The 14,288-nt window shown below is 53.0% G+C and carries 16 protein-coding genes and 1 tRNA gene; 10 read left to right on the top strand and 7 right to left on the bottom strand.

The window, feature by feature from the left end; translation table 11 throughout:
• Nucleotides 1–45: 45 nt before the first annotated feature.
• Nucleotides 46–1,590: a trimethylamine methyltransferase family protein gene (locus AC2FNE_RS08580; protein ID WP_496805175.1), complete on the bottom strand. Its 1,545-nt coding sequence runs from the start codon at nucleotides 1,588–1,590 to the stop codon at nucleotides 46–48.
• A gap of 416 nt (nucleotides 1,591–2,006) precedes the next feature.
• On the opposite strand from AC2FNE_RS08580, the gene AC2FNE_RS08575 reads away from it, so the two are divergent.
• Nucleotides 2,007–2,525: an outer membrane protein gene (locus AC2FNE_RS08575; protein WP_170607838.1), complete on the top strand. Its 519-nt coding sequence runs from the start codon at nucleotides 2,007–2,009 to the stop codon at nucleotides 2,523–2,525.
• 3 nt (nucleotides 2,526–2,528) lie between these two features.
• On the opposite strand, the gene AC2FNE_RS08570 is transcribed toward AC2FNE_RS08575, so the two are convergent.
• Both AC2FNE_RS08570 and AC2FNE_RS08565 read right to left on the bottom strand, forming a co-directional pair.
• Nucleotides 2,529–3,716, bottom strand: a complete 1,188-nt coding sequence (locus AC2FNE_RS08570; RefSeq protein WP_496805174.1) for a pyridoxal phosphate-dependent aminotransferase — start codon at nucleotides 3,714–3,716, stop codon at nucleotides 2,529–2,531.
• A gap of 58 nt (nucleotides 3,717–3,774) precedes the next feature.
• A complete protein-coding gene (locus AC2FNE_RS08565) occupies nucleotides 3,775–4,119 on the bottom strand; it encodes an MmcQ/YjbR family DNA-binding protein (RefSeq protein WP_170477582.1) in 345 nt (114 codons plus the stop codon).
• Between the two features lie 219 nt (nucleotides 4,120–4,338).
• Here AC2FNE_RS08565 and cysS point away from each other — a divergent pair, with 219 nt between their 5' ends.
• Genes cysS through AC2FNE_RS08550 form a run of 3 tightly spaced genes read left to right on the top strand, consistent with a single transcriptional unit; the run spans nucleotide 4,339 to nucleotide 8,164 of the window.
• A complete protein-coding gene (gene cysS, locus AC2FNE_RS08560) occupies nucleotides 4,339–5,736 on the top strand; it encodes a cysteine--tRNA ligase (protein ID WP_170607844.1) in 1,398 nt (465 codons plus the stop codon).
• Complete coding sequence (cimA, locus tag AC2FNE_RS08555) at nucleotides 5,736–7,385, top strand: citramalate synthase (RefSeq protein WP_170607846.1); 1,650 nt, start codon at nucleotides 5,736–5,738, stop codon at nucleotides 7,383–7,385. Before cysS ends, cimA begins: the two co-directional genes overlap by 1 nt.
• 2 nt (nucleotides 7,386–7,387) lie before the next feature.
• Nucleotides 7,388–8,164 carry a squalene/phytoene synthase family protein gene (locus AC2FNE_RS08550; RefSeq protein ID WP_496805173.1) on the top strand — a complete coding sequence of 259 codons (777 nt, stop codon included), beginning with the start codon at nucleotides 7,388–7,390 and terminating at the stop codon, nucleotides 8,162–8,164.
• A gap of 6 nt (nucleotides 8,165–8,170) precedes the next feature.
• Here AC2FNE_RS08550 and AC2FNE_RS08545 read toward each other — a convergent pair whose 3' ends face one another.
• Complete coding sequence (locus AC2FNE_RS08545) at nucleotides 8,171–9,400, bottom strand: MFS transporter (protein WP_496805172.1); 1,230 nt, start codon at nucleotides 9,398–9,400, stop codon at nucleotides 8,171–8,173.
• A gap of 96 nt (nucleotides 9,401–9,496) precedes the next feature.
• Between AC2FNE_RS08545 and AC2FNE_RS08540 the strand changes: the two genes are divergently transcribed.
• Genes AC2FNE_RS08540 through AC2FNE_RS08525 form a run of 4 tightly spaced genes read left to right on the top strand, consistent with a single transcriptional unit; the run spans nucleotide 9,497 to nucleotide 11,587 of the window.
• Nucleotides 9,497–10,129 carry a DNA-3-methyladenine glycosylase family protein gene (locus tag AC2FNE_RS08540; protein WP_170477566.1) on the top strand — a complete coding sequence of 211 codons (633 nt, stop codon included), beginning with the start codon at nucleotides 9,497–9,499 and terminating at the stop codon, nucleotides 10,127–10,129.
• Nucleotides 10,126–10,791, top strand: a complete 666-nt coding sequence (locus AC2FNE_RS08535; RefSeq protein WP_170607852.1) for an alpha/beta hydrolase — start codon at nucleotides 10,126–10,128, stop codon at nucleotides 10,789–10,791. Before AC2FNE_RS08540 ends, AC2FNE_RS08535 begins: the two co-directional genes overlap by 4 nt.
• Nucleotides 10,791–11,294, top strand: a complete 504-nt coding sequence (locus AC2FNE_RS08530) for a GNAT family N-acetyltransferase (RefSeq protein ID WP_496805171.1) — start codon at nucleotides 10,791–10,793, stop codon at nucleotides 11,292–11,294. Before AC2FNE_RS08535 ends, AC2FNE_RS08530 begins: the two co-directional genes overlap by 1 nt.
• Nucleotides 11,288–11,587, top strand: a complete 300-nt coding sequence (locus AC2FNE_RS08525; protein WP_170607855.1) for a putative quinol monooxygenase — start codon at nucleotides 11,288–11,290, stop codon at nucleotides 11,585–11,587. Before AC2FNE_RS08530 ends, AC2FNE_RS08525 begins: the two co-directional genes overlap by 7 nt.
• A gap of 15 nt (nucleotides 11,588–11,602) precedes the next feature.
• Here AC2FNE_RS08525 and AC2FNE_RS08520 read toward each other — a convergent pair whose 3' ends face one another.
• Nucleotides 11,603–12,211: a pseudouridine synthase gene (locus tag AC2FNE_RS08520; RefSeq protein WP_496805170.1), complete on the bottom strand. Its 609-nt coding sequence runs from the start codon at nucleotides 12,209–12,211 to the stop codon at nucleotides 11,603–11,605.
• Nucleotides 12,212–12,424: 213 nt separating this feature from the next.
• On the opposite strand from AC2FNE_RS08520, the gene AC2FNE_RS08515 reads away from it, so the two are divergent.
• Entirely contained in the window at nucleotides 12,425–13,012 is a 588-nt protein-coding gene (locus AC2FNE_RS08515; protein WP_170477554.1) for an HNH endonuclease, read from the top strand.
• A 3-nt stretch (nucleotides 13,013–13,015) separates the two neighbouring features.
• Here the strand turns inward: AC2FNE_RS08515 and AC2FNE_RS08510 are convergent, their stop codons facing one another.
• Together AC2FNE_RS08510 and AC2FNE_RS08505 are read right to left on the bottom strand one after the other, a co-directional pair.
• Nucleotides 13,016–13,480, bottom strand: coding sequence for a disulfide bond formation protein B (locus AC2FNE_RS08510; RefSeq protein WP_170607859.1), 465 nt, complete (start codon nucleotides 13,478–13,480; stop codon nucleotides 13,016–13,018).
• Entirely contained in the window at nucleotides 13,477–14,055 is a 579-nt protein-coding gene (locus AC2FNE_RS08505) for a YqaA family protein (RefSeq protein WP_170607900.1), read from the bottom strand. Before AC2FNE_RS08505 ends, AC2FNE_RS08510 begins: the two co-directional genes overlap by 4 nt.
• 144 nt (nucleotides 14,056–14,199) lie before the next feature.
• On the opposite strand from AC2FNE_RS08505, the gene AC2FNE_RS08500 reads away from it, so the two are divergent.
• Nucleotides 14,200–14,285, top strand: a tRNA-Leu gene (locus AC2FNE_RS08500).
• The last annotated feature ends 3 nt before the right edge of the window (nucleotides 14,286–14,288 follow it).

Raw genomic sequence — 14,288 nt, 5'->3', positions numbered from 1 at the left:
CCAGCAGGCGGCCTAATCGAAAATAGGCCGCCTGTGATCAACGGGTCATACAGGTAAGTGAATGTTAAACTTGTCGCGCAGATCAGAATCCAGCGCCGGATCAAATCGTGCTGGCGACGGCGTTGACAAGATTTCGTTTTTGCGGGCTATGGCCTTCTCGACAAGATCAGGTTTTCCCAGTTCCGCCCATTCTTTTGGAGACGTGCGGTCACCAAAACTTGGATAAACATAATCCAATTGCATCCGGCCCAAAGTTTCGTCCGTGCCCAGGTAATGGCCAGGACCTTCCAGACAGACTTGAGCTATCTGATCCAGCGCAAGCGTGTCGTCGGAAACTTCTATCCCACGTACACAGCGCTGTGCTTGGCCGATTAGGTCATCACTCAGTATCAGTGACTCGTGGCAGAATCCTAGCAACGAAGAATGCATACCAGCAGCCTCGTAAACCATGTTCAAACCAGCCAGTCCGGTCATCACGTTTGAACACATCTGCTCCCAACCAGCCTGCATATCAGGAAGTTTCGAATCCGAGGCACCAGCAGCGGCACCACCGGGCAGGTCATAGAATTTATGCATTTGGGCACAACCGGCGCTCAGCAGCGCTTGTTCTCCGGACCCTACGGACATGGCACCTGTGCGCAAATCCAAACCAAATGGCCAAGTCCCAAAAACCGCAGGAGCTCCGGGACTTATCGCATTTGCGTAAACCAATCCGGCCAGGCATTCAGCGGTGGCCTGAACGATGGCGCCAGCGATAGTAGACGGCGCCGTCGCGCCTGCCATGCCAGCGGACAAAAGCAAAATCGGCATCCCTGCCTTTACGCACTCCTCCATCACTTGGCAGCTTTCCGTCGCGAATTTCATTGGCGGAACGACAAAGCAATTAGTGTTGGATACAAATGGGCGTTCCCGCCACTTTTCTTCTCCGCCCGCGATCATGTGAAGCATTTCGACAGCCGGCGCGACATAACCGGGATCTGTAAACGAGGTTCCGACATGCTTGAACGTGCCTGAACAACAAGCATAAATTGTGTTTAGGTCCATTTCCAAGTTGTCAGTAATGTCTCGGCAGACCATCGGGCGTTGAACGAAATGGATATTGTCCAGCTGTTCGCAAATACGGGCGGCATCGTGCAAATCCTGAACGGTGGAGTCCCTGTATTCCCGTCCTTCCACGTCTACCATGTGCACCGCCGCTCCTGCGGTGCCGTAGTGAACCCGGCTGCCTTTTAAAACCAAGTCTGTTTTGCCGTCCCGGCTGTACAGAGTTACAGCTCGGTTTGCCTTTGCAAGGACATCTTCGACGACCGAGGGTGGAAAGCGTACGCGGCCATCTTCGCCCAGTGTACAACCAGCATTGACGAGGTATTCGATCCCGCTTGCCGGGGCATCTGCCAATCCGATCGTTTCCAGGGCCTGAAGGGCGGCTTTGTGGATACGCTCAAGATCCTTCGAACTAAGGGGTTTGTATGTGCCACCTTCCATGCCGGGGCGAACTGGCCGCAGATGATCGGGCAATGCAGAGGCGCGAGCTGCGCGTCGTGCGGCGCGACCACCGCTGCGAGAGGTTGTGCGGGGCTGGTCGTTCATTTCGGTGTTCCGATAATTGGGTCAGGTAAAAATGATCAACAGGTTATAACGTGCCGAGGCCGTCCCCGCGCAGCGCGTCCCCGATCAGCACCGATGGTGCGACTGATCAGGTGAATTTTCGACGTATCGTTTTGCATCCGCTTCCTCAACAAGGTGCATCAACTATTTAAATTCATTTTGACAAAATCTGTTCTGTTTACGACCTTTATTCCAGAATCTTCAGTTGGCGAGCGAGTGAATGTGGTCCGCACCACACAGTCAGCATGTCGTGCTCAAAGTTTTTACCTGCAAAGTTAGAAATCTGTTACGATAGGAATAGTTATTAGTTCAAAGGCCATAATATTTGCGATTTTTTGGGCGCCCCGGCCAATGTTTGTCTAAGCGCCCGGCCCGGCACAGGATGTTCGGAGGTCTGCGTGAAGGCATTGAAGGCTACACTGACCGCGTTGATGTTGACGGGTGTTTCACCCGCTCTGGCCGAAGATTGGACGGGGCCGTTCGTTGGGTTCAGTTTTGGCTATGCGGATGCAGATGGACCCGGAGGCGTTGGGGGCAGTGATTCTGCATTTGGTCCGTTTATCGGGTACGATTACGACTTTGGCAGTTTCGTGTTAGGCGGTGAGTTAGAATACAATCGCTTAAATTTAGATCTCGGTGAAGGCGAAGGCAGCTTGGATGGCGTTTCTCGCCTAAAATTGCGCGGAGGTTATGACTTTGGTTCCGCGCTAGGCTACGTCGTGGTCGGGACGGCCCGAGCAGATACTTCGGGTGACAGTGACACTGCCGCTGTTTACGGTATCGGCGTTGCTTACCCGGTCAACGATCGGTTCGTCATCAGCGGAGAAGCACTGCGACAAGACTTCGATCTCGATTCCCGGCCTAGCGGAAGTGTCGATACCAATGTGTTTAATTTGCGCACGACATTTCGGTTCTGACCGTCAAGCCGCACCCCTGTTTTCGGCCAATTGAGCGGCGAAATCACATATTGTTTGCAACGCACTGACAAGTTTTTCATCGGCAATCGTCATGGCAACGCGAATGTGGCCGGCTGCCGCCATGCCAAAGCTTTCGCCGGGCATAACAGCAATTTTATGGCTATCCAGCAAAGCGTTGGCAAAGGAATCACCGGTCAATCCAGTTGCTTGGATATCTAACATAAGATACATAGCCCCCTGCGCCGGGATTAAGCCGACGATTTGCTGACCGCCAAGCACTTGCATAGCCAGTGACCGACGACGCCGAAAAGGCTCAGCGATCTTTTCTTCAAGCTTGTGACCAGAGTTCAGAGCGAAACTGGCTGCGTCCTGAATAAATCCGGGTACGCCATATGTTGTGTTAGTCGCCAGATTGATAAGGTGCTCTACGACTTCCTCCGGGCCTATGATCCAACCACATCGTGAACCAGTCATTGCGTGAGATTTTGACATCGATCCGACGACTAGCGTGCGTTCAGCCATGCCAGGCAATGCCCGTGGCGAAAGGTGATTACCTTCCCAGACTTGGGTGTCATAGACTTCGTCTGAAACAAGCCACAAATCACGGTTTTTGCAAACGTTAGCAACTGCGTTGAGCGTGTCCTGTGAATAAACGACCCCTGTGGGGTTGTTGGGCGTGTTGATCAGTAACGAGACGGCGCCCCCTGCAAACCTTTCGATTTCGCTTTCTCGTGGTTGAAAGGCGTCCATCGCATGAGTTTGCACTGGTCTGGCTATCGCTCCCGCAGCGCGGATTGTCCCGGGATAAGTGGCATAGTAGGGGTCAAGAAACAGGCCGGTATCGCCTGGGTTACACACCGCTATATGAGCTGCGAATAATGCCGCCTGTCCACCTGGTGTAATGAGTACGTTATCCCGGGTTGTTTTTACGCCCGTTCGTATCTGGACGCGTGCCGCAACTGTATCACGCAGCAAATCCGTACCTGGCACCATTGCGTACCCGGTGTGACCACCACGCGCAGATGCGTCCATCGCGTCGAGAATCACGGGGTCTGTACCGATGTCATGCTCGCCAATAGTCAATTCTGTGATGGCCTGACCTTCGGAAATCATCCGGCGAGCACGATAAAACACATCCCATCCGTCAGAGCCGCCTTCGGTCAGGTTGGTAATACGATGCGACAGCTTCATGACGTGCCTCCGTTTGTCTTCTGACGCAGAATGGGTCAGAGAGGCGAGGATTTGTCAATCAGCTGCGCGGCGACAACGTCGCTTGAAGCTTTTTCGTCAGCGACGCCCGGACCAGATCATACGAAACCGTCAGCCGATGGCGCATCTCTTCGGCGTCCGTGTCCCACGACAGGCGAATCCAGCTGCGGTGAAAATACGGGGCTTTAGTGGCTATACCGGCATCAATGAGCATCTGTGCGGTCTCAATATCTGGGGTCTTGACGGAAACCCCATCGCCCACGGTGCCAATACAGGCAAACATCTTGTCGCCAACTTTCCACGCATCGTGTCCGCCGCCCCACGGATCGGACAATTCGGCGCCGGGCAGTTCGGCACAAATGGCATTTACGGTTTCGCGGCTCATTGCTGCCAAGTTGCCGACTTACGTTGCGGAACTCAAGCCTTGGCTCGGGGAAGTTGCCGTGGTATGCCGTGGGACATGAACCCGATGAAATGCATCATTACCTGCTGCATTACCCGCTGAAGTATCAAGCGGGTCGGTTTCTTTCGTTTTCATTTCAGAGACAAGTTGCTAAGCCCGCGCCAGCGTGATGCACGTACGCTGTTTTAGGAGCACGACCCGATGACCACGATTAAACTGCACAACACAAGGACGCGGGCAAAGGAAGAATTTGCGCCGATCGACCCTGATAACGTGCGGATGTATGTCTGCGGTCCGACGGTTTATGACCGGGCGCATCTGGGTAATGCACGTCCAGTGGTGGTTTTTGACGTCCTTTACCGACTGCTGCGCCATGTTTACGGAGCACATAAAGTAACTTACGTTCGAAACTTCACCGATGTGGATGACAAGATAAACGCGGCTGCGCTGTCCCGGCAAAAAGCTGGCGCCAAGGGATCGTTAGAGCAACTGGTTCAAGAACGTTCAGACGAAACAATCGGCTGGTATTTGAACGATATGGGTGCCTTGGGTGCGTTAGAACCCAACGAGATGCCTCGTGCGACCGAATATATCGATCAGATGATCGAGATGATCCAGGACCTGATTTCCAAAGGCCATGCTTATGCGGCTGAGGGGCATGTTCTGTTCGCCGTGGACAGCTGGAAGAAAAATTACGGCAAACTGTCGGGTCGATCCGTTGATGATATGATCGCCGGGGCGCGGGTTGAAGTTGCGCCTTATAAAAAGAACCCAATGGATTTTGTGCTTTGGAAACCCTCGACGGACGAACTACCGGGTTGGAATAGCCCTTGGGGTCGGGGCCGTCCGGGTTGGCACATAGAATGCTCGGCCATGGCTTACGAGTTGCTTGGAGAGAGTTTTGATATCCACGGTGGCGGTAACGACTTGATGTTCCCACATCACGAGAACGAGATCGCGCAGAGCTGCTGTGCGCACCCCGAAGGAGAGTTCGCTCGGATCTGGTTGCACAATGAAATGTTGCAGGTCGAAGGTAAGAAGATGTCAAAATCACTTGGCAATTTTTTCACCGTTCACGATCTGCTGGATCAGGGCATTCCTGGCGAGGTGATCCGTTTCGTTTTCCTACAGACGCATTATCGCAAACCAATGGACTGGACCGAGAAAAAGGCGCGTGAGGCCGAGTCGACACTGCGAAAATGGCGGGCGCTGACCGCAGGTATTGAACCCGCTTCCAGCGTTGCTCCTGCCGTAATCGATGCGCTGGCTGATGACCTGAATACAGCGGGTGCCATTGCGGAACTTCACCGTTTGGCTGCGGACGGGGAAGCGGCCAAGCTTTTGGCGAGTGGGCAACTTCTGGGTTTATTGACGATGGATTTGGGTGCATGGGCTAAGGCTGATGAAACCGATTTTACTTCTTACAAAGAAAAACTCGTCACTGCGCGGACAGCAGCGATGGCCAGCAAGGATTTCTCCGAAGTGGACAGGTTAAAGGCGCTTTTCATCGCAGCGGGATTGGAAGTTAGGATGAGCAAGGATAGCGTCGAATTGGTACCGGGTCCCGGGTTTGACGCGACCAAGCTGGAGGAGGTCTGATGTCTGAAAAAGATAACGGCAAAACCCGCCTTTACCTCTACGATACGACGCTGCGCGACGGTCAACAGACCCAAGGCGTACAGTTCTCCACTTCGGAAAAGACACAGATCGCCTCTGCACTGGATTCATTGGGTATCGACTATATCGAAGGCGGTTGGCCAGGGGCAAACCCGACTGACAGCGCCTTTTTTGATGCTGCACCTAAGACCGCGGCGCGACTTACTGCGTTTGGGATGACCAAACGTTCGGGTCGTTCAGCCGAGAATGATGATGTGCTGGCAGCAGTAATGAATGCTGGCACGCAAGCTGTTTGTCTGGTCGGAAAGTCGCACGATTATCATGTGACAGATGCGCTTGGACTGTCGCTGGAAGAGAACTTGGAAAATGTTCGGGCCTCAATTGCGCATGTCGTGGCACAAGATCGTGAAGCGCTCTTTGATGCCGAGCATTTTTTTGACGGTTACAAAGACAACCCAGAATACGCGTTGCAAGTCTGTCACGCCGCGTTGGAGGCAGGTGCGCGTTGGATCGTGCTTTGTGACACCAACGGTGGCGCTTTGCCATCTGAGGTGGGCCGGATCGTATCTGAAGTAATTGCATCCGGAATCCCAGGAGAAAAGTTAGGAATCCATACCCATAACGACACGGAAAACGCGGTTGCTTGCTCTCTGGCTGCTGTCGATGCAGGGGCAAGGCAGATTCAGGGAACACTGAATGGGTTAGGCGAACGCTGTGGCAACGCTAACCTGACCTCGCTGATCCCGACTTTGTTGTTAAAGGAGCCATATTCCTCGACTTATGAGATCGGGGTGAGCTTAGGTGCACTTGCTGGTCTAACCAGGATCAGTCGAATGCTGGACGATATTTTGAACCGGGTTCCAAGCAAACAGACGGCATATGTCGGTGCTTCGGCTTTTGCGCACAAAGCAGGCCTTCACGCCAGTGCGATCCTCAAAGATCCTGCTACTTACGAGCATGTCGATCCTGCGAGCGTTGGAAATGCGCGAATCATTCCAATGTCTAACCAAGCCGGGCAGTCAAATTTACGAAAACGCCTTACCGAAGCGGGATTGTCGGTGGAATCTGGCGACCCTGCGCTGGGACGTATTTTGGAACGTATTAAGGTCAGGGAGGCAGAGGGGTATTCCTATGATACCGCGCAAGCCAGTTTTGAGTTGCTGGCGCGGGAAGAGTTGGGGCAATTACCACAGTTTTTTGAAGTTAAGCGCTATAAGGTCACGGTAGAGCGTCGCAAGAATAAGTATAACAAAATGGTCAGCCTGTCCGAGGCAGTTGTCGTCGTGAAAGTGGATGGCGAGAAAAAGCTTTCCGTCAGTGAGTCATTGGATGACAGTGGCAGCGATCGAGGACCTGTGAACGCTCTAGCCAAGGCGCTCGCTAAAGATTTGGGGCAGTATTCGCGGATCTTGGATGACATGCATCTGGTTGATTTCAAGGTTCGTATCACGCAGGGCGGAACCGAGGCCGTGACACGTGTAATCATCGACAGCGAAGATGGGCAGGGGCGTCGTTGGTCGACCGTGGGTGTCAGCGCGAACATAGTCGACGCTTCGTTTGAGGCGTTGCTGGAAGCGATTCAGTGGAAGTTGGTGCGCGATTGCGAGTCGCGAACGGCGGCTGCGGAGTAGCTGTGCAATTTGACAATGACACCAAGGCTTGTGCCGCTCTGGTACATCGCGCCGATCCCGACCGTTTCATGGCAGCAATGGCCGCCCCTGTAGCAGCGCGCTCCGTGCTATTTCCAATTTATGCTTTGAACGTGGAAGTCGCCCGCGCTCCGTGGTTGACGCAAGAGGCGATGATAGCAGAAATGCGTCTGCAATGGTGGCGGGATGCGTTGCGCGAGATAGCCGAAGGTCCAAGCGTACGAAGGCATGAGGTGGTTACACCTTTGTCACGAGTCCTTTCACCACACCTCGCGGAAAAACTGGACGAGTATGTCGCTGTAAGACGTTGGGATATATATCGGGATCCGTTTGAGGATGATGCGCATTTTGACGCGTACATCGATCACAGCGCGGGAACATTGATGGTCGTTTCCGCCCAAACGTTGGGCCCTGCAGACGAAAAAGTTTTGCGAGACTATGGTTATGCCGTTGGGGTTGCTAACTGGCTTCGTGCTATCCCTGAACTTGAGGCGCGTGGGCGAATTCCGTTGTTGGACGGAACCACTGACGGAGTCAGGGCTTTGGCAAAAAAGGGGTTAGAAAAACTAAGAAAGGCTAGGGCGGCACGAACTGCGATATCTGACTCTGCTCGGCCAGCTTTGAATGCAGGTTGGCAAGCCGACTGGGTGCTCCGTCGGGCCTTTACCAAACCGCAAGTGGTTGCCGATGGCGGCTTGTCGCAAAGTGAGGCACGACGAAGGTTGTCCTTGATAAGACTTACATTAACAGGCCGATGGTAGAGTCGATCAGGCCGTCCTCGCACTTGAAGGCTTGAGTACGAGCCAGAGCAATGCTGCTCCGGCAAGGGTTAGCAACGGAATCATAGCCAGATTTACGGCCGTCCAACCCTCGATAGGCGATCCGCCTGAACAGTTCATCAACCCGCCCGACGCCAGTGAAGCGAACGTGACGCCCCCAAAAACCAGCAGGTCGTTTAACCCCTGCATCCGGCCGCGCTCATGCTCCGAGTGGGATTCAGCAAGCATGCTGGTGGCTCCAATGAACCCGAAGTTCCATCCAACGCCCAATAGGATGAGCGCAGCAAAGAAATTGCCCAACTCGACGCCCTGAAGTGCTACCGCACCTGCGCCAGCTAGAATGGCAAGGCCTAAAGCCATAACTTTCTCTACACCGAAGCGCGCGATCAGGTGGCCGGTAAAGAAACTGGGAATATACATGGCCAATACGTGAGAAGAGACGATATCGGCGGCATTACCAGCAGTATATCCGCAGCCAACAACAGCCAAAGGAGTCGATGTCATTACAAGGTTCATCAATGCGTAAGAGACCATTGCGCAGATCACCGCCACCGCGATGCGCGGTGTTTTCAAAAGTTCTATTCTGCTGCGCCCCCTCGGCGCATTTGGTGCTGGTTGGTCTGGTGTCGGAATGTCGAGAAAGAAGAACAGAACTGCGCCAAATGCATTTATAGCAATCACGGCAACATATGTTCCCAGAAGAGGGATGACGTATGATTCAGAAGTCAACTTTACAATTTGAGGGCCTACCAACGCCGCCAAAAGACCACCAGCCATGACATAAGAAATTGCCTTGGGTCTAAAGGCGTCCGAAGCGGTATCGGCCGCGGCGAAGCGATAAAATCCGTGTGCGCTCATATAAATTCCGGTGAACAGGCTTCCCAACAAGAAAACTGGAAACGAGCCCAGATAAAGGCCGTATGCGCCGATCCCACCTCCGCAAGCGCCAGCAGTTGCCCCAATCAGGAATCCCGCCCGGCGTCCCCATCTTTGCATTATTGCCGAGATAGGAGTAGCTGCGAGCATCGAACCGAGAACAATGAGCGATATTGGCAATGTGGCCAAACAGGCATTGGTGGCCAGTGATTGCCCGGCCAACCCACCCACAATAAAGACCATTGGCATTTGGGCGCCAAGAACGGCCTGTGCAGCCACCAAAACCGTTACGTTGCGTTTGGCTTGATCATCGTTAGGGGGAGAGGTGGTAGTCATGCTCATGTGCCAATGCGTATCTGCGAAATCTGGCAGGCACAAGCCGCTTGCATCTGCGACACGGTGCCCTAACGTGCGTCGCAATTATTGGAGAATTGAAGCATGTCTGTCGGGCGAATAATCGAGACGCCGGATTGTGTCGCTGAGGGAGCCGATTGGCTGGCTGCAGCCTGTCCCCGCATGGCCTACGCCATGCGGCAAACAGGGCCATTGCCGCTTCGTCGTCGTCCTGATGGGTTCGCAGAATTGCTTAGCGCGATCGTAAGCCAACAGGTCAGCGTGGCCTCTGCAAATGCGATCTGGAAAAGGTTGCAGGACGCCAAGTTAACTGGGCCGCGCAAGATTATGTGGGCCACGGACGAAGACTTGCGAGCAGCAGGGTTGAGCCGACAAAAGATTCGATATGCTAAGGCTTTGGCGGAAGCCAATATAGATTTTAAGGCTTTGAGAAATGCGTCGGATGACGAGGTTGTCGATATACTTACCCAAGTGTCAGGCATAGGTGTTTGGACCGCCGAAATATATGCCATGTTCTCCTTAGGTCGTGCGGACGTTATTGCTCCGGGAGATCTGGCTTTGCAAGAAGCCGCCCGCATCCTTTATGACCTACCGGAAAGACCAAAGGATAAAGAGCTACGTAAAATGGCCGAAGCGTGGTCTCCGTGGCGGTCGGTTGCGGCGAGGGTTCTGTGGGCCTATTACCGAGTAGCCAAGAGCAGGGAAGGGATCAGATGACCAGGGTATTGAACGCGCTCAGAAAAGAGCCCGTTTCGGGCGACACTCGATCGGTCGTGGTGTTCGTGCATGGATATGGCGCGAATGGGGCCGATCTGCTGGGTTTGGCCGATGTTCTGGGAGAGCATCTACCTGAAACCATGTTCGTGGCCCCTGACGCGCCAGAACAAATCCCTGGTATGCCCAACGGGTATCAATGGTTTCCGATCCCATGGATTGATGGGTCATCAGAAGAAGAAGCGCGACGCGGCATGGATATGGCCGTTGATGACTTCAATGCATTTCTTGATGCGTTGATGGTGGACGAGGATGTGCTTCCAGAACAAGTTGTCCTGTTCGGGTTTTCGCAAGGGACAATGCTAAGCTTGCATGCCGCGCCTCGGCGAGAAGATCCTGTGGCCGGTATAGTGGCTTTCTCTGGCCGCTTATTGGAACCTGACATGCTGACCGACGAAGTCGCTAGCCGCATGCCAGTCTTGTTGGTACATGGAGATATTGACGACGTGGTGCCGCCTCAATCCCTTCCGGAAGCTGCCGAAGCATTGCAAAGCGCAGGATTCAAAGAAGTTTACGCTCATGTGATGAAGGGTACCGGGCACGGTATTGCCCCTGATGGCCTAAGCGTGGCGCTGGCATTTATGCGCGACAAGCTCAGCTTGTAATGATAGCGATCCGTCCGATGATTACTGAAGATGTGGCAGATGCTTGCGGCGTCTTGAATAGAATAATCGTCGCAGGAGGAACAACTGCACATGAAGTTCCTTTCTCAAACATATTGTTTTTAAAAAGGTTTTTGTACAGAGCAGATACCATTTCTTGCCAAGTAGCGCTGGATGAACGTGGGACCGTTGCTGGTTTTCAATGGCTAGGCGTTCATGATCAACTTCCCGATTGCTGCGTTGATATCGAGATATTCACACGGCGGGAGCCCGTTTTGAAAGGTGCTGGCCGAATTCTTCTTGAGAAAACCAAAGGCGTCGCGATTGAGTTGGGATACCGATCAATCAATGCCGCAATTCGGGCCGATAAAGTAATCGGTTTAAGCTATTATGACAAAATGGGCTTCAGCGATTTTGCGGTAGAGCGAGGCGTTCCGTTGCGCGATGGCAAACCCATAGATCGGATATCCAAAAGTTTCAAACTAAACGAGGACAGACAATGTTGATCGTAACTGGAGTAGTTGAAGTTGACCCCGGCGGCATCGAAACTGCGAAAGCAGCTGCACAGGAAATGGTTAGCGAAACCGTTAAAGAACCCGGTTGTATCCTCTATGAGTTCAGCCAGATTTTAGGACAGGACAATCGCTTTCGTGTATACGAGGAATGGCAGGACCAAGCAGCGCTGGACGAACATTTTGCCACGCAGCATATGCAGAATTTTCGCAAGGCTTTGAGTGAGGTGGGAGTGATCTCAAGGGAGATCTATCGCGTTGTTGGTGGAGAAAAACTGCCGCTGTAACGAGAATCAATTTCTTTACCGCTTTGGACGACGGTCGCGCTTTCTTACGCTTTGAATGGGTGACGTCTCTGGCGCCGGCAGAGTTTCCCAAGAGCCGGATTCCAACCCGTCAATTGTCCAATTGCCGATCCTCGAACGGATCAGTCGCAGGGTCGGGTGCCCAACTGCCGCGGTCATGCGCCGTACCTGCCGATTGCGTCCTTCACGCAATGTCAGTTCGATCCAGCAATCAGGTATTGACTTGCGCACACGAATTGGCGGGGTGCGCGGCCACAAACCGTCAGGCTCTTCAATCAAGCGAGCTTTAGCAGGGCGGGTAATCCCATCTTTCAACTCGACCCCGTTTCGTAATGCGATTAACGCGGCCGTGTCTGGTATGCCTTCGACCTGAACCCAATAGGTTTTTGACATCTTTTGCTTGGGGTCTGAAATCTGCGCCTGAAGCCGTCCGTTGTCGGTTAATAGAATTAACCCTTCGCTGTCTCGGTCAAGCCGTCCGGCGGGGTACACGCCGGGAAGATCGATGAAATCAGAAAGTGTCTGGCGCGGCAGGCCCGCATTGGCGCGGTCCGTGAACTGAGGCAGAACGTCGAATGGTTTATTGAAACGGATGAACCAGGACATGATCTTCGCCATAGCCTGCGTTGAACCGGCTTGCAACCTGTGGATAACTGTCATGTTGGTGTTACGGATTCGTCTTAACCAGTAACCGAGATGTTGTGGAAACTCAGGGCTTGTCAGAGTTTTAACACGATATATAGTTGAGAAAAGGCTGGGGCGGGTGTTCCCCGCTCTGACGTCTAAAACGGGCAGTACAGAGCGAGGAGCGATTCTGTTATGGACGGAGACTTCAGGACCGAATTTGTCAGGGAACCCGGCGCGCTCAGGCATCATCCGGCATTGGTTCTGAATGCAGACTACCGTCCACTATCCTATTACCCATTATCACTTTGGCCCTGGCAGGAGGCGATTAAAGCGGCTTGGCTGGACCGTGTTGATATTGTGGCCGAGTATGACGAAGTAGTCCGCAGCCCCAGTACCGAGATACGAATACCCTCGGTGGTCGTTCTAAAAGACTACGTAAAACCCAGAAAGCGCGTGGCCTTCACGCGCTTTAATTTATTTCTAAGGGACGAATTCAAATGCCAGTATTGCGGCAGCAGGGGTGAATTAACCTTTGACCATGTGGTTCCGCGTGCAGCAGGAGGGGTGACCAGTTGGCAGAACGTTGTGGCGGCCTGTAGCCCATGTAACCTGCGTAAGGGATCTAAATCGTTGCGTCAGGCCGGAATGTCGCTCAACAGACCTCCTCGGCAGCCAGATGCCGAAGCATTGCGGAATATTGGACGCAAATTCCCACCAAACCATTTGCACGAAAGCTGGATCGACTTCCTTTACTGGGATGCCGAACTGGATCAATTGTAAAGTCTATCGGGCTCGCCACGCTGCGATCCAAATCAATGCTAGTCCGGCGGATGTAACCGCGTTCCAACCAGCCATTGACAACCCCAGAAATTCCCAAGGAATCTCATCGCACCTCACCAGTGGCGCGTTCATGATTTGATTAAACAAATCCTGCTGTGACAGCGCTCCTACGTCTCCTGAAGTGCACGTGGATGGGCCTTGCCATAAACCCTGTTCAACTCCAGCATGGAAAATTCCTATCCCGGCGGTAGTCAGCGCGGCCAAAGCGCCCAAAAGGTAGGTCAAACTCAAACTGGGGACGGCGAAAGCGAGGACACCCAGAAGGACCGCAGCGCCATGCGGATAACGCTGCCAGATGCACATTTTGCATGGCGACAATTCACCAATATATTGAAAACCCCAAGCAGCCAAAAGAAGAATGGCCGAACCACCGGAGGCTAATATCACCAGTATTCTTCTGCGACTCATAGATATTTCACCAAAATGAACCCACCGATCAAAAGCCCGATGAAAAGTGTAAAGACTAATCCAAGCCGCTTTTCGATGAAATCGCGTATGGGTTCGCCAAATTTCCATAACAGACCCGCGACGATAAAAAATCGCAACGCGCGCGCAAGTATAGAGGTCGCAATGAATGTGCCCAAAGGCATTCCTGTCCAGCCGGACATGATCGTAATAACCTTGTAGGGAAATGGAGTGACGCCAGCTGTTAATACAGCCCAGAAACCGAAATCATTAAAGCGGTTGTTGAACTCCTCCATGGCCTCAGCTTTGCCCATGGATTCAAGGATAGGCTGACCAATGCTTTCATAAAAAAATGCGCCAATTGTATAGCCAAGAAGACCACCGAGTACAGAAGCAACTAGTGCGACCGAGGCGATTAACCACGCGCGGGAGGGACGCGCCAGAACCATGGGAATCATCAGAACATCTGGTGGGATCGGAAAGAATGAGCTTTCGATAAAAGCAACGATTGCTAATGCCCAAAGGGCATGCGGATGTTCGGCCAGACGAATGGTCCAGTCATAAAGCGATCGCAACATAAGAATTAGAATTCCATAACCAACTTGGTGCAAGCCAAAACACGCACTTGCGAAACCGTCAACCTGCATAGGAAAAACAATCTGCACATGGTTGATTTTTGCCTCTGGACCTTCCGGATTATGAAGGATAATCCAGTGTTCGTGGCCCAAGTGGCGGAATGGTAGACGCAGGGGATTCAAAATCCCCCGCCTTCACGGGCGTGAGAGTTCGAGTCTCTCCTTGGGCACCACTG

The sequence above is a fragment of the Ruegeria sp. YKSD179 genome (assembly GCF_059612885.1).
Note: the sequence above shows the minus strand (reverse complement) of the source record. Positions and strands in the feature narration are given on the sequence as shown.